Annotated in this window: 20 protein-coding genes; 2 read left to right on the top strand and 18 right to left on the bottom strand. The window is 67.5% G+C overall.

Going from position 1 to position 20,074, the window contains the following annotated elements:
• Positions 1-99 precede the first annotated feature (99 nt).
• The 13 genes from ACTIFF_RS14935 to ACTIFF_RS14875 all read right to left on the bottom strand — a co-directional run bounded on the left by ACTIFF_RS14935 (position 100) and on the right by ACTIFF_RS14875 (position 12,763).
• Positions 100-2,241, bottom strand: coding sequence for a primosomal protein N' (locus ACTIFF_RS14935; RefSeq protein WP_439537548.1), 2,142 nt, complete (start codon positions 2,239-2,241; stop codon positions 100-102).
• 393 nt (positions 2,242-2,634) lie between these two features.
• The gene (gene hemE, locus ACTIFF_RS14930) at positions 2,635-3,711 is read right to left on the bottom strand and encodes a uroporphyrinogen decarboxylase (RefSeq protein WP_439537541.1); all 1,077 of its coding nucleotides are present in this window, start codon (positions 3,709-3,711) and stop codon (positions 2,635-2,637) included.
• Between the two features lie 81 nt (positions 3,712-3,792).
• Positions 3,793-5,241, bottom strand: coding sequence for a TrkH family potassium uptake protein (locus tag ACTIFF_RS14925; RefSeq protein WP_439537540.1), 1,449 nt, complete (start codon positions 5,239-5,241; stop codon positions 3,793-3,795).
• Positions 5,241-6,668, bottom strand: coding sequence for a Trk system potassium transporter TrkA (gene trkA / locus ACTIFF_RS14920; protein ID WP_439537539.1), 1,428 nt, complete (start codon positions 6,666-6,668; stop codon positions 5,241-5,243). The genes ACTIFF_RS14925 and trkA overlap by 1 nt, the downstream gene beginning before the upstream one ends.
• 103 nt (positions 6,669-6,771) lie before the next feature.
• Positions 6,772-7,365: an urease accessory protein UreG gene (ureG, locus tag ACTIFF_RS14915; protein WP_439537547.1), complete on the bottom strand. Its 594-nt coding sequence runs from the start codon at positions 7,363-7,365 to the stop codon at positions 6,772-6,774.
• Positions 7,366-7,599: 234 nt separating this feature from the next.
• The gene (locus ACTIFF_RS14910; RefSeq protein ID WP_439537538.1) at positions 7,600-8,277 is read right to left on the bottom strand and encodes an urease accessory protein UreF; all 678 of its coding nucleotides are present in this window, start codon (positions 8,275-8,277) and stop codon (positions 7,600-7,602) included.
• Complete coding sequence (ureE, locus tag ACTIFF_RS14905) at positions 8,274-8,768, bottom strand: urease accessory protein UreE (RefSeq protein WP_439537537.1); 495 nt, start codon at positions 8,766-8,768, stop codon at positions 8,274-8,276. Before ureE ends, ACTIFF_RS14910 begins: the two co-directional genes overlap by 4 nt.
• A gap of 43 nt (positions 8,769-8,811) precedes the next feature.
• Positions 8,812-10,524 (bottom strand): urease subunit alpha, encoded by a 1,713-nt coding sequence (ureC, locus tag ACTIFF_RS14900; RefSeq protein WP_439537536.1) that lies wholly within the window; start codon positions 10,522-10,524, stop codon positions 8,812-8,814.
• A gap of 18 nt (positions 10,525-10,542) precedes the next feature.
• Positions 10,543-10,761 carry a hypothetical protein gene (locus tag ACTIFF_RS14895; RefSeq protein WP_439537535.1) on the bottom strand — a complete coding sequence of 73 codons (219 nt, stop codon included), beginning with the start codon at positions 10,759-10,761 and terminating at the stop codon, positions 10,543-10,545.
• Positions 10,758-11,084 (bottom strand): urease subunit beta, encoded by a 327-nt coding sequence (locus tag ACTIFF_RS14890; RefSeq protein WP_257098077.1) that lies wholly within the window; start codon positions 11,082-11,084, stop codon positions 10,758-10,760. The genes ACTIFF_RS14895 and ACTIFF_RS14890 overlap by 4 nt, the downstream gene beginning before the upstream one ends.
• Positions 11,085-11,273: 189 nt before the next feature.
• Positions 11,274-11,552: a hypothetical protein gene (locus ACTIFF_RS14885; RefSeq protein ID WP_306475652.1), complete on the bottom strand. Its 279-nt coding sequence runs from the start codon at positions 11,550-11,552 to the stop codon at positions 11,274-11,276.
• Between the two features lie 9 nt (positions 11,553-11,561).
• Entirely contained in the window at positions 11,562-11,864 is a 303-nt protein-coding gene (locus ACTIFF_RS14880) for an urease subunit gamma (protein ID WP_257079829.1), read from the bottom strand.
• Positions 11,865-11,917: 53 nt separating this feature from the next.
• Positions 11,918-12,763 (bottom strand): urease accessory protein UreD, encoded by an 846-nt coding sequence (locus ACTIFF_RS14875; RefSeq protein WP_439537534.1) that lies wholly within the window; start codon positions 12,761-12,763, stop codon positions 11,918-11,920.
• A gap of 132 nt (positions 12,764-12,895) precedes the next feature.
• Here ACTIFF_RS14875 and ACTIFF_RS14870 point away from each other — a divergent pair, with 132 nt between their 5' ends.
• Together ACTIFF_RS14870 and ACTIFF_RS14865 are read left to right on the top strand one after the other, a co-directional pair.
• Entirely contained in the window at positions 12,896-13,723 is an 828-nt protein-coding gene (locus ACTIFF_RS14870) for a S1 family peptidase (RefSeq protein WP_439537533.1), read from the top strand.
• Between the two features lie 44 nt (positions 13,724-13,767).
• Positions 13,768-14,178: a hypothetical protein gene (locus tag ACTIFF_RS14865; RefSeq protein ID WP_439537532.1), complete on the top strand. Its 411-nt coding sequence runs from the start codon at positions 13,768-13,770 to the stop codon at positions 14,176-14,178.
• 13 nt (positions 14,179-14,191) lie between these two features.
• On the opposite strand, the gene ACTIFF_RS14860 is transcribed toward ACTIFF_RS14865, so the two are convergent.
• The 5 genes from ACTIFF_RS14860 to ACTIFF_RS14840 all read right to left on the bottom strand — a co-directional run bounded on the left by ACTIFF_RS14860 (position 14,192) and on the right by ACTIFF_RS14840 (position 20,052).
• Positions 14,192-15,319 carry an HD-GYP domain-containing protein gene (locus ACTIFF_RS14860; protein ID WP_439537531.1) on the bottom strand — a complete coding sequence of 376 codons (1,128 nt, stop codon included), beginning with the start codon at positions 15,317-15,319 and terminating at the stop codon, positions 14,192-14,194.
• Positions 15,320-15,415: 96 nt separating this feature from the next.
• Positions 15,416-15,982: a nucleotidyltransferase family protein gene (locus ACTIFF_RS14855; RefSeq protein WP_439537530.1), complete on the bottom strand. Its 567-nt coding sequence runs from the start codon at positions 15,980-15,982 to the stop codon at positions 15,416-15,418.
• 130 nt (positions 15,983-16,112) lie between these two features.
• Positions 16,113-17,141 (bottom strand): XdhC family protein, encoded by a 1,029-nt coding sequence (locus tag ACTIFF_RS14850; RefSeq protein WP_439537529.1) that lies wholly within the window; start codon positions 17,139-17,141, stop codon positions 16,113-16,115.
• A gap of 227 nt (positions 17,142-17,368) precedes the next feature.
• Positions 17,369-19,582 carry a molybdopterin cofactor-binding domain-containing protein gene (locus ACTIFF_RS14845; RefSeq protein ID WP_439537528.1) on the bottom strand — a complete coding sequence of 738 codons (2,214 nt, stop codon included), beginning with the start codon at positions 19,580-19,582 and terminating at the stop codon, positions 17,369-17,371.
• Between the two features lie 11 nt (positions 19,583-19,593).
• A complete protein-coding gene (locus ACTIFF_RS14840) occupies positions 19,594-20,052 on the bottom strand; it encodes a (2Fe-2S)-binding protein (RefSeq protein ID WP_439537527.1) in 459 nt (152 codons plus the stop codon).
• Between the last annotated feature and the right edge of the window lie 22 nt (positions 20,053-20,074).

Raw genomic sequence — 20,074 nt, 5'->3', positions numbered from 1 at the left:
GGCTCTGCGGGCCGGCAGTGGATCGCCGCTCCCACAGGCCGGTGCTCCCACAAAAACCTCGCCATTCGCCCACCCTCCGCAAGCAAGCTCGCGCCGTGACTACACCTCCAGCGGATCGACGTCGATGTGCCAGCGCAGGCCGCGTGCGAGGCGCAGGCGGTACAGGTTGTCGAGCCACGGAATGAGCAGCGCGCGCAGCGGCGGACGGCTGCGCGATTCGACCACCAGCTGGGCGCGTTCGCGCCCGGCGCGGCGCACCATGCGCATCGGCACCACGTCGTACACCCGCACGCCATCGACGTCGAGCGCCAGCGCGGCGCGGCGGGCCGCTGCAAGGAACTCGGTGGCCAGTGCCAGCTCGGGCGCGTCGGCGCTCAGCATGATCTGGAAACCGTGCGGCGGCAGACCGAGCTGGGCACGTTCGGCCAGCTGGCTGCGCGCGAAACCGTCGAAATCGTGCGCGCGCAGCGCGGCGAACAGCGGATGATCCGGTTGCGCCGTCTGGATCAGCACCTCGCCCGCCGTGCCCGCCCGACCGGCGCGACCGCCGACCTGCATCAGCTGCGCGAACAGCCGCTCCTGCGCGCGGAAGTCGGCGGCATGCAGCGACGCATCGGCGCCGATGACGCCAACCAGCGTGATGCCCGGAAAATCGTGCCCCTTGGCGAGCAGTTGCGTGCCGACCACCAGATCGACCGCGCCCGAGCGGATCAGATCGAGCTGCTGCTGCCAGTGCTCGCGTCCGCGAACGTTGTCGCGGTCGATGCGCAGCAGGCGCGCCGCAGGGAAGCGTTGCGCGAGTGTCTCCTCGAGCCGCTGCGTACCGCGGCCATAACCCTGGATGTCCTGGTTGCCACAGGTCGGACAGGCGCGCGGCACCGGGCCTTCGGCGCCGCAGTGGTGACAGCGCAGCCGGCGATCCACCGCGTGCAGCACCAGATGGGCGGAACACTGGGTGCAGCTCGCCGCCCAGCCGCAGGCCGGGCAGCTCAGCACCGGCGCGTAACCGCGTCGGTTGATGAACAGCAGGCTCTGTTCGCCCCGTTCGAGCCGCTGTTCGATGGCCTTGAGCATGGGTGCGCTGAGGCCTTCCTCGGCGCGCTGCACGCGCGTATCGATCAGCCTCACCGAGGGCAGGCTGGCCTCGCCGGCGCGCGTGGTGAGACGCAGCCAGCGGTAGCGGCCGTCGATGGCGTGGCGCAGCGATTCCAGCGACGGCGTCGCGCTGCCCAGCACGATAGGCACGTTTTCCGCGCGTGCACGCCAGATCGCGACGTCGCGCGCCGAATAGCGCACGCCTTCGGTCTGCCGGAACGACGCGTCGTGCTCCTCGTCGAGCACGATGCAGCCCAGGCGCGGCAGCGGCACGAACACCGCCAGCCGCGTGCCGAGCACGATGTCCGCCTCGCCTGACTGCGCGGCGGCCCAGGCCATGGCGCGCGCGCCGTCGCTCATTTCACTGTGCATCACGTGCAGGCAGGCACGCGGAAAACGCGCCGCGACACGCGCCTGCAGCTGTGGCGTCAGCGCGATTTCGGGCACCAGCAGCAGGCTTTGCCGGCCGGCAGCGATCTGCGTCTCGATCAAGCGAAGGTAGACCTCGGTCTTGCCGCTGCCGGTCACCCCATGCAGCAGGCTGACCGCGTACCCGGGGTGCTCCAGCAGTGCAGCCAGCGCGTTGGCCTGATCGATGCCGAGCGCGTGCGCCGCTTCCGCCGGCACCTCGGCCAGCGCGATTTCGATCAGGCCGCGTTCGAGCAGGCTTTGCATCACCACACCGGCGCGCGCCGACAGCGCACGCAGTTCGCCTTCGTTCAGCGACCCGGCGGCGATCAGCGCAGTGATGAGCTTGCGACCGACGTCGCGCGCCGGCAGGGTGTCGAGCACGGCGCGGCCGGCGGCGCTGGCGCGCAACCTGCGCACGGCTCGCTGTGCGCGCGTGGCGCTGATCGCCGGCGGTGCCGCCATCGCGGCGACTTCTCCGATCGGCTGCTGATAATAGTGGGCGACGAAATCGACCAGCGCGCGCCAGCTGGCCGGCAACGGCACGCTGCGGGGGTCGACGGCCAGCAGCGGCTTGATGCGCGCCGGGTCGAGGTCGCCGTCGACGCGCCAGCCCCAGGCAATGCCCCAGACTTCGCTGCGGCCGAACGGTACCCGGACGCGACAGCCGGGTTCGACCTGAGGGAAGGCGGACGCGTCATAGTCGAACAGCGTCGGAATCGGTCGTGCCAGCGCCACCTGCAACAAGGGAGCGGACCGTGGCAGCGCCGCGCTATCCAAGGCCTGTCGGGCGCTATCAATGGATTCAGTCACTTGCGGCATGTCGTTCAAGAAGACTGATCGATCCGGGCCGCAAGCCACTCAGGCGACACGGGTTTGAGGCGCGGAAAGGCTGTGGATAACTTTGTGGGAAACTTCGTTGCGATCAGTGACTTGACCGGACGCTTTTTCCACCAAATTTTTGAACAGGCGTCAAGAAAAAAAATTGTCCATTGAAACCAATGGCTTGGATGTCAAGGGGAAAATGGCTTGTCCATCCGTGGCGTGCCGGCGCCCTGAGCGGCGGACTGTGCATAAGTCAACCCCTGCGGCACTTTTGCACGCCTTGCGCAAAGCGCCGCAGGACGCGGTTTACACGCCTGCAGCGGCCCGAATCGACCGGCTGTGGCGGTGTACGGCGTCCACCAGCGCGGAAACGTGCTCCGGGGGCGTGTGTTGCGAAATGCCGTGGCCCAGATTGAACACATGACCCGGGTGCGGGCCGTAACTGTCGAGAATGCGTTCGGCTTCGCGGGCGATCGATGCCGGCTGCGCAAACAGCGCGGTCGGATCGAAATTGCCCTGCAGCGCGACCTTGTGACCGACGCGCTGGCGCGCCAGACCGATGTCGGTCGTCCAGTCCAGGCCGAGCGCATCGGCGCCGGCATCGGCCTGCGCCTCCAGCCATTGACCGCCACCCTTGGTGAACATGATGACCGGCACCCGCTCGCCGTCGTGCTCGCGCTTGAGCCCGGCGATGATGCGCTGCATGTAGGCCAGCGAGAATTCGAGATAGCCGTGCGCCGACAGGGCGCCGCCCCATGAGTCGAAAATCATGACGGCCTGCGCACCGGCTTCGATCTGCGCATTCAGGTAGTCGGTGACCGCCTGCGCGGTGACGCCCAGCAGGTGGTGCAGCAGATCGGGGCGGTCCAGCATCAGCGTCTTCAGGTGACGGTAGTCATCCGATGCGCCGCCTTCGACCATATAGCTGGCCAGCGTCCACGGGCTGCCCGAGAAGCCGATCAGCGGCACCGAGTTGTCGAGCGCGCGACGGATTTCGCTGACTGCATCAACCACATAGCGCAGCTCGTCGTGCGGATCGGGCGCCCGCAGCGCATGGATGGCGGCTTCCGAGCGCACCGGACGTTCGAACTTCGGGCCTTCGCCGTCGGCAAAGTAAAGCCCGAGCCCCATCGCGTCGGGCACGGTCAGGATGTCGGAAAACAGGATGGCGGCGTCGAGCGGGAAACGCTCCAGCGGCTGCAGCGTGACTTCGCAGGCCATGGCCGGCGACTTGCACAGCTGCAGGAAACTGCCGGCGCGCCGGCGGGTCGCGCAGTATTCCGGCAGGTAGCGGCCAGCCTGGCGCATCAGCCAGATCGGTGTGTGATCGGTCGGCTGGCGCAGCAGTGCGCGCAGGAAGGAGTCGTTGCGGGGAGCGGCCATGGTGAGTCCCGGAGGGTTGGTTCGAGCGGTTTTCGCAGGCAGCAAGGATAGCCGATGCGGCCGCCGGTCGGCGAGGTGGCGCTATTTGCGCCAGAAGCCCGGCGTGAACAGGATGAGCAACGAAAACACTTCGAGGCGCCCGAGCAGCATGGCAAAGCTGCACACCCAGGTCTGGAAGTCGGTCAGCGACGAGAAATTGGTGGCCGGGCCGACTTCCTGCAGACCGGGGCCGATGTTGTTGATGCAGGAAAAGGCAGCGGTGAAGGCGGTCAGGAAATCACCGCCGGACAGCAGCAAGACGAAGGTCACGAGCACGATGCTCATGAAGTAGACGAAGATGAAACCGAGCACTGCCTGCGCCACGCGATCCGACACCGGCGTGCGTCCGACGCGCAGCGGATGCACCGCCGCGGGATGGATGAGGCGCACCATTTCACGCCGGCTCTGGCCCATCAGCACCAGGGTACGCATCATCTTGATGCCGCCGCCGGTCGAACCCGAACTTGCGGTGATCGCGCCCAGAAACAGCATCCAGAGCGGTGCAAACAGCGGCCAGGTGCCGTAGTCGGTGCTGGCGTACCCGCTGCTGGTCGCGATCGACACCAGATTGAACGCCACGTGGCGCGCCGTCAGCAGAAAATCCTCGTGCACATCCTGAAAGTGGATGTACAGCGTCAGCCCGATGAAGCTGCCGCCCAGCACGAGCAGGATGGATTTGGCTTCGGCATCGCGCAGATAGGGCCCGATGGAGCGCCGCTGGAAGGCGATGAAGTGAGTCGCGAAGTTCATGCTCGCAAAGATCATGAACAGGATCAGCACCCCTTCGATGACCACTGAATCAAAGGCGCCGATGCTCGCGTCCCGGGTCGAGAAACCACCCAGCCCGAGCGCGGAAAAACCGTGGCAGATGGCGTCTATCCAGTCCATGCCGGCCAGCTTCAGTGCGAGGATGCACAGGATGGTCAGGCCGATGTACATCGAATACAGGGCCTTGGCGGTGTCGGTGATGCGGGCCGTCAGCTTGTTCTCCTTCATCGGGCCCGGCATTTCGGCTTTGTACAGCTGCATGCCCCCGACACCGAGCAGCGGCAGGATGGCGACCGCAAACACGATGATGCCCATGCCGCCCAGCCACTGCAGCAGGTGGCGCCACAGGTTCAGCGCCGGCGGCAGGGTGTCGAGCCCGACCAGCGTGGTGGCGCCGGTCGTGGTCAGCGACGACATCGCCTCGAACAGCGCGTCGGTGAAGCTCAGCGAGTCGAGCGTCAGCATGAAGGGCACGGTGGCGATCACCGCCATGCACAGCCAGGCCGAACTGACCAGCATGAAGCCGTCGCGCGGCTTGAGTTCGGCGTAGCGGCCGCGCGTGCCCAGGTAGAGCAGCAGTCCGCTGATCGCACTGATCGCCATGCCGTCAACGAAGGGCATCGCCGAGCCGTCGTCGTAGATCAGCGCACAGGCGATCGGCACGAGGTAGGCCGCGCTGAACACGATCAGCAGGCGACCCAGTACATTGATGACCGACAGCATCAGAGGAAACCGAAGCCGACCTGGAACAGCCGCTCGACGCGCGACACCAGTTTCTGGCTGGAGCAGAACACGATCACGTGGTCTTCCGGCTCGATCACCGTGTCGTGGTGCGGAATGATCACCACATCGTGCGTTTCCTGCAACGCCTGGTCGGACACGCCTATCGTGACCGGACGGTCCGTGCGGCGCACGATGGCGGCGATCAGCGCACCTTCGGGCAGACCGATTTCCTCGATCCGCCGGCCGATCACCTTCGAGGTCTTGCGGTCGCCGTGCACCACCAGTTCGAGCGCCTCGGCCGCACCGCGGCGCAGGCTGTGCACCGCGACCACGTCTCCGCGGCGCACGTGGGCAAGCAGCGAACCGATCGACACCTGAGCCGGCGAAATGGCGATGTCGATGGCGCCCGCCTGCACCAGATCGACGTAGGCCTTGCGGTTGATCAGCGCCACCACGCGGCCGGCGCCCATGCGCTTGGCCATCAGACTGGACATGATGTTGTTCTCGTCGTCGTTGGTCAGCGCGAGATACAGGTCCATGTCGTCGATGTTCTCGGCTTCCAGCAACACCTCGTCAGTGGTGTCGCCGGCCAGCACCAGCGTCTTCGGCAGATGGGTGGACAGGAACTCCGCGCGCACCCGCGAGTGTTCGATCAGCTTGAGTTCGTAATCCTTCTCCAGCGACGTGGCGAGCCGGAAGCCGATGTTGCCGCCACCGGCGATCATGATGCGGCGCATCGGCTTGTCGAGCCGGCGCAGTTCGGCGGTGACCGCGCGGATGTGTTCGCTGGCGGCGAGGCAGAACACCTCGTCGCCCGGTTCGATCACGGTATTGCCGTCCGGAATGATGGCGTTGTTGCGCCGGTAGATGGCCGCAATGCGTGCGTCGATGCCCGGCAGGTGCTGACGCAATGCCTTGACCGGCCCGCCGACCAGCGGCCCGCCGCCGACCGCGCGCACCGCCACCATCGTCACCCGGCCCTTGCCGAATTCGAGCACCTGCAGCGCTTCCGGAAAGGCGACCAGCCGCTTCAGGTAGTCGGTGACTTCCTGTTCCGGACAGATCGAGAAATCGACCGCGAAGTTGTCGTCGTCCAGCAGCTGCGGGTAGTCGGCGTAATCGATCGAGCGCAGGCGGGCGATGCGGGTCGGCAGGTTGAACAGCGTCTGCGCGATGCGGCAGGCACACAGATTCGTCTGGTCGGATGCGGTGACCGCGATCAGCAGGTCGGCATCTTCGGCGCCGGCCTGGCGCATCACCAGCGGACTGGCCCCGTTGCCGAACACCACGCGCAAGTCCAGCCTGTCCTGCAGCGCCTGCAAGCGCTCCGCGTCGGTATCGACAACAGTGATGTCGTTCGCTTCCGACGCCAGATTCTCGGCCACCGACGAGCCGACCTGACCCGCGCCCAGGATGATGATCTTCACGCGCCCACCTTGCGAAAAAGTTGCGCGAGTGTAGCGGCAACGCAGCTGTTGCGGTGCAGCAGCGCAGTGTTCAGCCGGCTTTCACTCCGGTCTCACTCGCTAATCAGACGCCACCCAGCATGCCTTCACGCTCGATGAACGCGATGATGGTGTCGAGGTTGTGGCCGGTTTTCATGTTCGAGAACACGAAGGGTCGTTCGCCGCGCATCTTTTTCGCGTCGCGCTCCATCACGTCGAGCGACGCGCCGACCATGGGCGCGAGATCGATCTTGTTGATGATCAGCAGGTCGGACTTGCAGATGCCCGGCCCGCCCTTGCGCGGAATCTTGTCGCCGGCCGCCACGTCGATCACGTACAGCGTGAGGTCGGACAATTCCGGGCTGAAGGTCGCCGCAAGATTGTCGCCGCCGGATTCGATCAGGATCACCTCAAGCCCGGAAAAGCGCGCATTCAACCGCGCCACCGCCTCGAGATTGATTGACGCGTCCTCGCGGATCGCGGTGTGCGGGCAGCCGCCGGTTTCCACGCCGATGATGCGTTCCGGCGGCAGCGCCTGGTTGCGCACCAGGAACTGCGCGTCTTCCTCGGTGTAGATGTCGTTGGTCACCGCCGCGATGTTGTAGCGGCTGCGCAGCGCGAGGCACAGCGCCAGCGTCAGCGCCGTCTTGCCCGAACCGACCGGGCCGCCGATGCCCACGCGCAGCGGCGGGCGGGGAGTAGGTGAAGTCACGATGTATACCTTTTTGTCAGAGGGGGCGATGGCGCAGCAACTGTGGGCGTTGTCCATCTGGAAGCGGCCCCTGTGGGAGCGGCGGCCTCGCCGCGATCGTGCCGCGATGGTCGCAGATCGAAGTGAGGATCGCGGCGAGACCGCCGCTGCCACAGGGGGGGCGCACTATTGCAGCGAGCACGCCTCTCCCACAGGCGCGCTTCATGATCTGAACAGCCTTGAATACTGCGTTTCGTGCCGGCAACTGGCGATGGCCAGACCGGGCGCGAAGTTGCTCCAGTCCGCGCGCGGCAGGTCGATGGCGGCGTCGACGCGCGACGGAATGGCTTCGCCCAGCATCATCAGCAGGCGCTGGCCGGCGGTCTGGCCGAGCGGCACCGCCTTGATCGCGGCCATCACCTGGTTCTCCGCCCAGGCCCAGGTCCAGGCGGTCAGCGCCGGGCCGACCGGCACCTCGAGCGCCACCGCAGCGCCGGACCAGGCGGTCGGAAACGCGGGTTCACTCATGTCCGCCAGCACCTCGGCGACGCCGCGGCAGGCGTCGAGCGCCTTCAGCAGCTGCGCGCACGAATAGCCCATCTGCACCGTTTCGGCGCGCAGTTCGGCCGCCTCGCGGCTGGCCAGATAGTCGTCGTTGAGCGCCGCGAGCGCGCGGTGATCGGCCGCTGACCAGGCGCGCATCAGCGTCGCCAGCAGAGGCAGCTCGAAGCGCGCGACACCGGCGTCGAGCACGGCCCGTATCCAGTCGCCGGCATCCGCCTCGGTACGGATGGCGCCGCCATCCACCTGCCACTCCAGCCCCTGCGAATAGCTGAACGCACCGACCGGCAGCGTCGGGCTGGCCAGATGCAGCAGGCGGACAAGCGCCAGGGGTGTCACGCAGTGCCACCGAACAGATGCAGTTTCGCGCCGGTTTCCTCGGCATGGGCGTGCGTGTGGTGCGCCGGCTGGCCGCCATAGGCGCCGGCCTCCGGTTCGAAGGGCGCGCGGGCTTCGGTCACCTCCAGCCCCAGACCCGCCAGCATCTGCGCCAGCACATGGTCGGCGGCCAGCCGCAGCAGGCCGGGCTGCACCTCGACCGCGACATGGCGATTGCCAAGGTGATAGGCCGCCCGCGCGACACGCAGCGCATCGGCGCTGCGCGCCTCGGTCACCGTTTCGGCGGCCGCAACGACCTGCACGACGCGCCCATCATTGCCGGCCAGCCGGTCGCCGCCGCGCAGTATCGTGCCGCGCGGCAGGAACAGGCCGACCTCTTCGCCCGAATCGAGGTGGGTGCGCAGCCGGCATTTGGCGCGCAGCTCGAACGACAGCGTCAGTGTTTCGGCCGGCGCGGCGTCGGCCGGCGCGAAGGATTCGATCAGCAGCATGTGTGTGTCTACCGCGGATGTCGCGGCAAGAAAACCATCCGCGTCAGAACAGGAAATAGCGCTGCGCCATCGGCAGCACCTCGGCCGGCTCGCACACCAGCAGCTCGCCGTCGGCGCGCACGGCGTAGGTTTCCGGATCGACGTCGATCTGCGGCTGCCAGCTGTTGAGCACCATGTCGGACTTGCGGATCGTACGCGTGTTGCGCACCGGTTCGAGCCGTTTGGCGAGACCCAGTGCGGCGACGCGCGGATTGTGCAGCGCCGCCTGCGACACGAAGGTGAGCGAGGTGCGCAGGCCGCCCCCGAAGCTGCCGAACATCGGTCGGTAGTGCACCGGCTGCGGCGTGGGGATCGACGCGTTCGGGTCGCCCATCGCGGCAGCGGCAATCATGCCGCCCTTCAGGATCAGACTGGGCTTGACGCCGAAGAAGGCGGGCTTCCACAGCACCAGATCGGCCAGCTTGCCGATTTCGATCGAGCCGACGATGTGGCCGATGCCGTGCGTGATGGCCGGGTTGATCGTGTACTTCGCGATGTAGCGACGCACGCGGAAGTTGTCGGCCGCCGGCGACGTGCCGGACACATCGCTCAGGGTGCCGCGCTGCAGCTTCATCTTGTGCGCGGTCTGCCAGGTACGGATGATCACTTCGCCGACCCGGCCCATGGCCTGCGAGTCGGACGACATCATCGAGAAGGCGCCGAGGTCATGCAGGATGTCTTCGGCGGCGATCGTTTCGCGCCGGATGCGGCTTTCGGCGAAGGCCACGTCTTCCGCGATGGCGGCGTCGAGGTGGTGGCACACCATCAGCATGTCGAGATGCTCGTCGATGGTGTTGACGGTATAGGGCATCGTCGGGTTGGTCGATGACGGCAGCACGTTGGGCATCGACGCCGCGCGCAGGATGTCCGGCGCGTGACCACCGCCCGCGCCTTCGGTGTGGAAGGTATGGATGGTGCGGTCCTTGAACGCGGCGATGGTGGTTTCGACGAAACCGGATTCGTTCAGCGTGTCGGTATGGATGGCGACCTGCACATCCATGTCCTCGGCCACCGACAGGCAATTGTCGATGGCCGCCGGCGTGGTGCCCCAGTCCTCGTGCAGCTTGAGCCCGATCACGCCCGCTTCGACCTGTTCGCGCAGCGGGCCGGGCAACGAGGCATTGCCCTTGCCGAGAAAGCCGAGGTTCATCGGGAACGCTTCCGCCGCGGCCAGCATCGAGTGGATGTGCCACGGACCGGGCGTGCACGTGGTGGCATAGGTGCCGGTGGCCGGTCCGGTGCCGCCGCCCAGCATCGTCGTGACGCCGGACATCAGCGCCTCCTCGATCTGCTGCGGACAGATGAAGTGGATGTGGCTGTCGATGCCGCCGGCGGTGACGATCATGCCTTCGCCGGCGATGATTTCGGTGCCCGGGCCGATGACGATGCCGACACCGGGCTGGATGTCCGGATTGCCGGCCTTGCCGATCGCCGCGATGAAGCCGTTCTTCAGGCCGATGTCGGCCTTCACGATGCCCCAGTGGTCGACGATCAGCGCGTTGGTGATGACGGTATCCATCACGTCGGCGCTCAGGCGCTGGCTCTGGCCCATGCCGTCGCGGATCACCTTGCCGCCGCCGAACTTCACCTCTTCGCCGTAGATCGTGTAGTCGCGTTCGACCTCGATCCACAGTCCGGTGTCGGCCAGCCGGACGCGGTCGCCGGTGGTCGGGCCGAACATTTCCGCATAGGCCTGCCGGCTGATCCGTGTGCTCATCGGAACGGGATCACCGGCTCACTGCTTGCCGAACATGCGGCGCGCTGCGCGGGCACGCCGGCGCATCACCAGGGCACCGACGCCGCCGAGGATGGCCGCAGCAGCGATCATCGCGACATGGTCGGGCTGGCTGACCAGATGCATCAGCGTGGCAAGCAGGCTGCCGTGATGTTCGCCATCGTGTGCCGAGGCCGCACTGCTCCACAGCGCCACAAGCGCCACTGTCGTTCTGGTCATGTCCTGTCTCCAAGGGGGTCAAGCGGGCCCTGAACGCGGCCCTGAAATCCGAAAACCCGGCGGTCGCCGGCCAGTGCGACCAGCTGCACGGTACGCAGCTGGCCGGGTTCGAAACGCACCGCGGTCCCGGCTGCGATGTCCAGCCGGAAACCCCGCGCCGCGGCCCGGTCGAAATCGAGCCCGTCGTTCGTTTCGGCAAAGTGGTAGTGCGAACCGACCTGTACCGGCCGGTCGCCGGTGTTGCGCACGTCGAGCGTGATCGTCGCGCGGCCGGCGTTGAGTTCGATGTCGCCGTCGGCGACCTGCATCTGTCCGGGAATCATGTGTTGTTCCTGACTGGCTTCATGTGGGCTGTGCGCGGTTGTGTGGCGGGGGATGTCGGGCATCGCTGCGCTCACCCCAATCTACGAAACCCGTCGCGTACGGCGAGGACCCGCAGGTTGGGGTGAGCGCAGCGATGCCCAACAACGAGGGCGTGCCGGCCGGGACACATGGCTTGTGCATCCGTCGCCTCACCCCGAGCGCGCACCAAAACGGTAATCGCGCACGGGCTTGGTGCCTGCTTCGTCATCTGCGCTGTCGCGCTTCTTCGACAGCAGATCGCGCACCAGCAGCAGGTTCACCAGCAATTCTTCGTCGTCGGTCAATTCTTCGATCTCTGACAGGGTTCGGGTGCGGTAATCGAGGTCGACCAGCAGCGCGTCGAGATTGACCGACACGCCGAGCGTACGCCGCACGCTGAGCTTGAAGCGCGCAAGACGACGGGCCAGCTCGACTTCCTCATCGCTCACCGAAGCGCCTCACTGTATGGGTTGGTGGACGGTCACCAGCTTGGTGCCGTCGGGGAATGTGGCTTCCACCTGTATGTCCGGAATCATTTCCGGCACGCCTTCCATGACGTCGTCACGGCCGAGCAGGGTGGTGCCGAAGCTCATCAGTTCGGCGACGCTGCGTCCGTCGCGCGCGCCTTCCATGATGGCGGCAGTGATCAGCGCCACCGCTTCCGGGTAGTTCAGCTTCAGACCGCGCGCACGCCGGCGTTCGGCGAGCAGGGCCGCGGTGAAGATGAGCAGCTTGTCTTTTTCGCGTGGCGTCAGTTCCATCGTTGTTCTTTTCTTCCGCTTTCAGGGGTGTCGAACAGCTTGTCCATCGACCTTCAGGTCGCCCAGATACGGGGCGGCTGCGCCGCTCGCCCGGTCATTGCCGGTCGCACCAGCGACCATAGATGCACGAACCATGCCCGGGCCGACTGGCTACAGGCCCCGCGGTAACGCGCCACCAGCAGACCGGGCAAGCGGGTGACGCCGCCCTCGCCCCGGGCACAGGGCAGCGCACGGCAGGCGGCCAGCAAGGCGTCATCGGCGTCGAAACCTGCGCACAGCAGCGTACCGAACACCGGCGCACCGGCCAGTCCGGCGGCCGACTGCAGCAGCGGCGAATCGCCGTCCAGCCGCGCCTGTTCCAGCCACAGCGTCTTGCCGCCACGGACGACGCGCGTGTCGAGCTTCAGTTCGCCGCGGGAAAAGCGCTCGCCGCTGGCCGTGCGACCCAGGCAATACAGATCCAGACCGATGAAGTGCGCGCCGGCATCGAGCTCGATGCGGCTGGCGATGTGCGCCCGCGCGCCGTCGAACACGATGGCTTCCTGCGGCAACCATTCGACGCAGGCGCCGGCGCCGATGTGCATCGACAGGCCGGACTGCGCCGCCGGCCCGGCGCTGCGATACCACTTGGTCGCGCCCGGCGTGGTGATCAGCGCATGCGCGCGGTCGGCGGCGGTGATGTCCGCCTGCAGCGCGTCACCGCCTGCGATGCCACCCGGCGGATGCAGCAGCAGGGTGTGGCACACCGCGTCGCCTTCCGGATAGAGCGCCTTCTGCACGCGCAGCGGACCGACGTGTTCGCGCCGCGCGAGCACGCTGCGGCCGCCGGACAGGCGGTAATCGAGCGCGATGCGGGCCTGCCAGCCGGCCGGGGCATGCGGCGGTACGAGAGGGGCCATCGAGGCGGTCATCGGCGTTGCGTCCATCGGCCGATGGTAAACGACTGTTCGCACCGAGGGCGGCAACGGAACCGTTGGCCGATTGGCGACACCAAGCGCATGTGATCCGATCCAGACATTCCCGGGGGCTCCATGAAGCGATTGTCGGCAGCAGTCTGTCTCAGCGCGCTGTGTGCATGGGCCCCGGCCGATGACTCGGCGGTGTCGAACGACGCCCTGTACGAGCGCGTACCGGGCGCGGCCCGCACGGTGTTCCAGCTGTACGCGAAAAGCCCGCGCGGCACCTCGAGCGGATCGGCGGTCATGGTCGGCCCGGGTCTGCTGGCGACCAGCTGCCATGTGCTGGGCGAAGCGACGCATGGCGTCGTGGTGCAGACCGGCGAGGCGCTCACCGTCGATCTGGTCGCGGCCGACTACCGGCGCGACCTGTGCATCCTGAAATCCGACCAGATCGGCACGCGCGCCGCGCCGCTGATTCCGTCCAGCCAGGTCAGCAAGCGCGACGTGGTGTTCAGCCTCGGCTTCACCGCCGGGCGCTTCGCTTACGACGTGGGCGAGGTGAAGCAGCTGTATGCGATGGAGGGCAGCCGCGTGCTGCGCGGCAGCGCCGCCTTCGCCGCGGGCGCGTCAGGCGGCGGGCTGTTCGACCACGAGGGGCGGCTCATCGGCATCCTGACCTTCTACAAGCTCAGTCCGGACAAGAGCATGTTCTTCGCCATCCCGGCCGACTGGGTGCCCGAGGTGCTGGCGGCAGGCATCAAGCCGCGCCTGCCCGATCAGACGCCTTTCTGGGCCGAGGCGGGTGCGGCGCGCGCACCTTTCCTGCAGGCGGTGCAGTTCGAGCACGAGGGACGCTGGGACGAGCTGGCGCGCCATTGTCGCGGCTGGTTGATGGCGCAGCCGGACTCGGTCGAGGCGCGCGACATGCTCGAACTCGCGCGGGCACAGGGCGGCGGCTGAATGTTCGGTACCATCGTCGCCGTGTTCAGCCGACCCGACGACCGATGACCCCGAAACACCTGCTTGCCCTCGCCGCATTCGCCTGCATGACAGCCGCCCAGGCCGCACCCCCCGCCGTCGGAGATACCGTGAAACTGCCGTTCGAGGGCATTGACGGCGTGCTCACCGTCAAAGTGCCGCTGTTCCCCCAGCCGGAAACCGGCAGCGAAACGACGCAGGAACGCCACAGCCTCACGCGGTCGATCCAGCAGATGCAGTCATCGGTCTGCGCCTACAACCGCGAACAGCTCAGGGCGCTGCGCGGCCGCCAGGGCGACAAGGAAGCGTTCACGGTGCTCGACCACCGCGAAACCCGATGGCCGCGCGAGCGGGGTGGCGCGCTCAAGCGCTGGATGCAGGTGCGCAGCGTTGACCGCCCGGCCTGCGAGGGCTGGATCGAGACGGGCTCGAACTAGGCTCTGCGCCCCGTCAGGCGGTCAGGCCGAATTTCTGCTGGATGCCCGCCACGCCGCGGGTCGAGCCGGCAAGCGCCGATACGCAGTGCGCATCAAGCTGGCCGGCGTCGGCCATGCGCTGCAGCTCGGCCAGCGCTTCGTCATTGCTGCACGGCGTGCGGTAAGGGCGCACCGACGTGAGCGCGTCGAAAATGTCGGCGGTCGCAACGATGCGCGCCTCCAGTGGCAGCGCATCTCCCGCCATCTGTTGCGGATAGCCGCTGCCGTCCAGGAATTCGTGATGGCAGCGCACGATGTTGTTCAGCACCGCGAAATACGGCGTTGCGGTGATGCCGCCCTCCTCCATCATCGAGTCGATCAGCCAGGCGCCCAGGGTCACGTGCTCCTGCATGGCAGCACGCTCGTCGACCGTCAACGGCCCGGGCTTCAGCAGCACGCTGTCGGCGACGCCCACCTTGCCGACATCGTGCAGCGGTGAAAACAGATAAACGTGTTCGACGAATTCGTCGTCGCGCCCGAACTGCGGCGCAACGGCTTTTGCGATGAGGCGGCTGTAGCTCGACATGCGGTCGAGGTGACGTCCGGTTTCGATGTCGCGCAGGTGCGCCCTTGCGCCGGGAGTCGTCGCGATCCCGGCGACCGCCTGCGACAGATTGAACATGTTGAGCACCGACAGCCGGCACAGCTGCACATACATCTGCAGCTCATGCAGCAACCGGCTGTCGAAGAGGCCCGGGCGACGCGAATCGAAGAACAGGAAGCCAAGCAGCTTCGCCGACTGGTAGAGCGGCACCGTATAGCTGCTGCGATAGCCATGCGCCAGCAGCCACAGCGTGTGCTCGCCATGCGGCGGCGGCAAGCGCGCCAGGTCGTGAATGACCCGTGCGGAGTGGGTGTGCGCCAGATCGAACAGCGAAGGGACGTCGGCCAGGGGACGCTCGTACATGGCCAGCCGATCCGGCACGTCGCCGCTGTCGACATAGGTCTTCAGCATGTCGTGCCGGCTGTCGTACAGCGCGATGGCGATGCGGTGCACCTGCGGATGATGATGGCGCACCCGTGCATGCAGCCAGCGCATCTGTTCGGTCAGCGATGTACCGGGATCACCGGCAGGGCCTTCGGACGAATCGACGTTTGGCATCGCGCGTACCTGACGAGACGGGTACGCGGATTATGAACCTTCGCCGGTTCGAGCGCGCGGGCAGCGACGATCCGTGGTCGTCACGCGCGGCCGCTGTCAGCGCGGAAGGTGGGCGGGCAGGTCAATGTCGCGCAGCACATCGGCGCTGCCAATGTCGACCCGCAGCAGGTCGGCGTCACGCAGCAGGTCGCGGGCGCCGCGGTCGCCGTGCAGGGCGGCCAGTTGTGGCGCCCAGTGCGCGCCGAATGCGACCGGGTGGCCACGCTGGCCGTCGAAAGCGGCGGCGGCGATGCGCTTCGGGGTGTCGATGGCACCGGCCACGGCACGGATGGCGGCGACGGGCACCCACGGCATGTCAGCCAGCGCAACCAGCCAGCCTTCGGCCGTTGACGTCGCGCGTACCGCATGTGCCAGCGCGCTGCCCATGCCGCCTTCGGCTTCACTGCTTTCGAGAATGTGACAGCCGGCCTCGCGCAGCTGCGCAGCCAGTGCGGTCTGATCCGGCCGGATCACGGCAATGCTGCCGGGCAGCGCCGCGCACAGCGTGCGCGCCGCCTGCGCAGCCACGATCTGACCATCGGGCAGGCGCGCCAGCAGCTTGCTGCTCTGGCCGCTCGGGTCGAAGCGCCTGCCGTAGCCGGCGGCGAGCAGGATGCCCTGCATCAGGGGATGTTCCGCGTCCGACGGGCACGCCCAGACCACGGCGCGTCAGCCAGCCCGGCGCGCAGCGGAGGGGAGAGCGTCGCGACGGGCGGCCGGATACCGGGCCTGCACGCACCCATCGGAGCGGAACTCAGTAACGACCCGCCGCGCACGACGACAGCGTGTCCGCGGCGATGTCGAGTGCGGACTTGGCGTCGCGCACGTTCAATAAGGTGTCGGCGGCAGCGCCGTTCTTCATCGCCACCAGTTCGGCCGCGATCGACACCGCGATTTCGGCCGGCGTACGGCTGCCGATGTACAGACCGGCCGGGCCGCGCAGACGATCGAGCTGAGCGTCGCTGACGTCGAATTCCTTCAGCCGCTCGCGCCGCGCATCGTTGTTGCGACGAGAGCCCAAGGCGGCGACATAGAAGGCGGGCGTCTTCAGTGCCTCCATCAGCGCCAGGTCATCCAGCTTCGGATCGTGCGTCAGCGCGATGACCGCCATGCGGGCATCCGGCTGCATCGCGATCACCAGATCGTCCGGCATGTCACGCGACAACGTGCTGCCGGGCACGGCCCACTCGTCGCTGTATTCCTCGCGCGGATCGCACACGGTGACCGCGAAATCGAGCGACTGCGCGATGCGCGCCAGACTGGCCGACAGCTGGCCGGCGCCGATCAGCAATAGCCGGTAACGCGGGCCGAACACGCTGATCAGTGTGTGGCCGTCGAAATGCAGCGCCTGGTCGGCGTGACCGGCATGCAGCGTGGTGCGACCGCTGGCCAGGTCGAGCCGGCGCGTCAGCAGTTCGCCGCGGCCCAGTCGGGTCAGCAGTTCGTCGAGCGCTGCGGCGTCGGTCAGCGGTTCCAGCACCAGCTGCAGCGTGCCACCGCACGGCAGACCGAAGCGGCGTGCCTCGTCCGCGCTGACGCCATAGCTCACAACGTGCGCCGCGGTCGGCAGACCGTCACGCCGCAGCCGGAACATGAGGTCGTCCTCGATGCAGCCGCCGGACACCGAGCCCACCGCACGGCCGTCGTCGCGAAGTGCCAGCAGTGCGCCGGGCGGGCGCGGCGACGAACCCCAGGTGCGTACCACGGTGGCCAGCATGATGCGGTGACCGGCACACAGCCAGTCGCGCGCGCGGGTCAGAACTTCGAGGTCGAGACTGTCCATGTGAAACTCCAGTCAGGTTGGCGAGGCGCCATCAGAACGAAAGCGGGCATTGGGGCAGCGGTGGGCCCCAGGGACCGGCGCCTGCAGGCGCTGCCCCTGTGGGAGCGGCGCCCTCGCCGCGATGGTCGCGGCAGCCATCGCGGCGAGGACGCCGCTCCCACAAAAACCCCCGCGCATCGCGAAGGGTTTCGGCGAGCAATGCCCCCCACGCCGCGCCAACACGTGCATCACGCCTGCAACTGTTCGCCGATCGGCAGCGTGCGGATGCGCTTGCCGGTGGCGGCGTGCAGTGCATTCACCAGCGCCGGCGCCAGCGGCGGCACGCCCGGCTCGCCGACGCCGGTGGGCTTGGCGGCCGACTTCACGATATGCACCTCGACCTTCGGCATTTCGTTGATGCGCAGCACCGGGTAGTCGTTGAAGTTCGACTGTTCGACCACGCCGTCCTTCAGCGTGATCGAGCCGGTCAGCGCGGCCGCCAGCGCGTAGCCGATGCCACCTTCCATCTGCGCCGCGATCACGTCCGGATTGACCGCGATGCCGCAATCGACCGCGCACACGACGCGGTCGACCTTGAACGTGCCGTCCTTCTGCACCGTCACCTCGACCACCTGGGCGACGAAACTGGCGAACGATTCATGCACCGCCACGCCGCGACCGCGCTTCGCGCCGTCCTTCGACGGCGCCAGCGGCTTGTCCCAGCTGGCCTTGTCGGCCGCCAGCTTCAGCACGCCGGCATGGCGTGGATGCTTGTCGAGCAGCGCCATGCGGTAGGCCACCGGGTCCTTGCCGGCGGCGCCGGCCAGTTCGTCGATGAACACTTCGGTCGCGAAACCGGTGTGGGTCGAACCGACCGAACGCCACCACTGCACCGGCACCTTCACTTCGCCGTTGGTGGTGTGCAGGTCGACATTCAGGTTGGGAATGGCGTAGGGCAGCGTGGACGCGCCCTCGACCGACAGCATGTCGATGCCTTCCTTGACCAGCATGCCTTCGAACGGCGAACCGGCGGCGATCGACTGGCCGACGATGCGCTGCTGCCAGGCGACCGGCATGCCCTTGGCGTCGAGCGCGGCGCGTACGCGGTGCAGGTAGATCGGCCGGTAGTAGCCGCCGCGCGTGTCGTCCTCGCGTGTCCACACCAGCTTGACCGGTGCCCGGCCCTTGATGGCCTGCACGATCTGCGCGGTTTCGAGCAGGTAGTCGGACTGCGGATTGGCGCGTCGGCCGAAACTGCCGCCGGCATACACCATGTTGAGCTTCACCTGCTCGAGCTTCAGGCCGAACATCTTGGCCAGCGCGAACTGGTCGCCGGTGTGCAGCTGTTCGCCGTTCCACACCTCGCAGCCGGCCGCGTCGAGCTTCATGACGCAGTTCAGCGGCTCCATCGACGCATGGGCCAGGAAGGGGAAGGCGAATTCCGCCTCGATCACCTTGCCTGCGGCACCCAGCGCCGCTTCGGCATCGCCGTCCTTGCGTGCGGCCAGACCCGGCGTCTGCGCCAGTTCGCGGTAGCGGGCGACGATGGCGTCGCTGCTGCCGCGGTAGGCGGCGGATTCATCCCACTCGACCTTCAGCGCGTCGCGGCCTTTCTTCGCGCTCCAGAAATCCTTCGCCAGCACGGCCACGCCATTCGGAATGGTGACCACGTCAGTCACGCCCGCAATGGCACGCGCCGCCTTGTCGTCGACCGACGCAACCTTGCCGCCGAAGCGCGGCGGGTGGGCGACCACGGCGGTCAGCATGCCGGGCAGCTTCACGTCCTGCGTGAAGATGGCGCGACCGGTGGTCTTGGACACGCTGTCGACGCGCGGTGCCGAGCGACCGATCAGCGTGAAGTCCTTCGGGTCCTTCAGCTTCACTTCGGCCGGCACGGCCTGCCTGCCGGCGGCTTCCGCCAGTTCGCCGAAGCCGGCCTTCCTGCCGCTGGCCGCGTGCGACACGACGCCCGCCTTCACGCTGATCTGGCTGGCCGGCACTTTCCACTGCTCGGCGGCGGCGGCCACCAGCATGGCGCGCGCGGTGGCGCCGGCGCGACGCATCTGTTCGAACGAATTGGCGATCGCGGTGCTGCCGCCGGTGCCCTGTGCCGGGCCCCAGAACAGGTTGTTGTAGCGTTTGGCATCCGCCGGCGCGCCTTCGACCTTCACCTTCGACCAGTCGGCGTCCAGCTCTTCGGCCACCAGCGTGGCCAGCCCGGTGTAGACGCCCTGACCCATTTCGAGGTGCTTGGACACGATGGTCACCGTGCCGTCAGTGCCGATGCGGATGAAGGCACTGGGCGAGAACTCGCCGTCGACCAGGGTGCTGCCGGCCAGACCGGGACCTGCTGCGGGGGTGTCAGCCATGACCGGCGTGACGATGGCCAGCGCCAGACCGGCGCCGCCCTTCAGAAAACCGCGGCGGGTCGTCTGGAATGCATTTTCGATCCTGAAATTCATGGGTGCGCTCCTCAAGCCAGTGTCCTGGCGGCTTCGTGGATGGCCGCACGGATGCGGACATAGGTGGCGCAGCGACACACGTTGCCGCTCATCGCGGCGTCGATGTCGGCATCGCTGGGCTTGGGGTTGCTCGCCAGCAGCGCGGTGGCCGACATGATCTGGCCCGACTGGCAGTAGCCGCACTGCACCACGTCCAGCTTCTGCCAGGCGGCCTGCACGGCAGCGCCGACCTTCGCTTCGCCGACCGCCTCGATGGTGGTGATCTTCTTGCCGGCCACGGCCGACAGCGGCGTGACACAGGAGCGCGTGGGCTGACCATCGACATGCACCGTACAGGCGCCGCACATCGCGATGCCGCAGCCATACTTGGTACCGGTCATGTCCAGGCCGTCGCGCAGCGCCCACAGCAGCGGCGTGTCGTCGGGCAGGTCGACCGCGACGTCGCGGCCATTCAGATTGATCTTTGCCATGGGAATCCTCCGGGAAAGGCAG

The sequence above is a fragment of the Methyloversatilis sp. genome, assembly GCF_051861465.1.
GTDB lineage: Bacteria > Pseudomonadota > Gammaproteobacteria > Burkholderiales > Rhodocyclaceae > Methyloversatilis.
Note: the sequence above shows the minus strand (reverse complement) of the source record. Positions and strands in the feature narration are given on the sequence as shown.

Excerpts from the sequence above, each read along its gene's own strand:
- ACTIFF_RS14840 (WP_439537527.1), bottom strand. The coding sequence starts at position 20,052 with ATGGCAAAGATCAATCTGAATGGCCGCGACGTCGCGGTCGACCTGCCC.
- ACTIFF_RS14875 (WP_439537534.1), bottom strand. The coding sequence starts at position 12,763 with ATGGCCCCTCTCGTACCGCCGCATGCCCCGGCCGGCTGGCAGGCCCGC.
- ureC (WP_439537536.1), bottom strand. The coding sequence starts at position 10,524 with ATGAGCACACGGATCAGCCGGCAGGCCTATGCGGAAATGTTCGGCCCG.
- ACTIFF_RS14865 (WP_439537532.1), top strand. The coding sequence starts at position 13,768 with ATGACCCCGAAACACCTGCTTGCCCTCGCCGCATTCGCCTGCATGACA.
- ACTIFF_RS14845 (WP_439537528.1), bottom strand. The coding sequence starts at position 19,582 with ATGAATTTCAGGATCGAAAATGCATTCCAGACGACCCGCCGCGGTTTT.
- hemE (WP_439537541.1), bottom strand. The coding sequence starts at position 3,711 with ATGGCCGCTCCCCGCAACGACTCCTTCCTGCGCGCACTGCTGCGCCAG.
- ACTIFF_RS14895 (WP_439537535.1), bottom strand. The coding sequence starts at position 10,761 with ATGACCAGAACGACAGTGGCGCTTGTGGCGCTGTGGAGCAGTGCGGCC.
- ureE (WP_439537537.1), bottom strand. The coding sequence starts at position 8,768 with ATGCTGCTGATCGAATCCTTCGCGCCGGCCGACGCCGCGCCGGCCGAA.
- ACTIFF_RS14880 (WP_257079829.1), bottom strand. The coding sequence starts at position 11,864 with ATGGAACTGACGCCACGCGAAAAAGACAAGCTGCTCATCTTCACCGCG.
- ACTIFF_RS14870 (WP_439537533.1), top strand. The coding sequence starts at position 12,896 with ATGAAGCGATTGTCGGCAGCAGTCTGTCTCAGCGCGCTGTGTGCATGG.
- ACTIFF_RS14925 (WP_439537540.1), bottom strand. The coding sequence starts at position 5,241 with ATGCTGTCGGTCATCAATGTACTGGGTCGCCTGCTGATCGTGTTCAGC.
- ACTIFF_RS14890 (WP_257098077.1), bottom strand. The coding sequence starts at position 11,084 with ATGATTCCCGGACAGATGCAGGTCGCCGACGGCGACATCGAACTCAAC.
- ACTIFF_RS14855 (WP_439537530.1), bottom strand. The coding sequence starts at position 15,982 with ATGCAGGGCATCCTGCTCGCCGCCGGCTACGGCAGGCGCTTCGACCCG.
- ACTIFF_RS14860 (WP_439537531.1), bottom strand. The coding sequence starts at position 15,319 with ATGCCAAACGTCGATTCGTCCGAAGGCCCTGCCGGTGATCCCGGTACA.
- ACTIFF_RS14850 (WP_439537529.1), bottom strand. The coding sequence starts at position 17,141 with ATGGACAGTCTCGACCTCGAAGTTCTGACCCGCGCGCGCGACTGGCTG.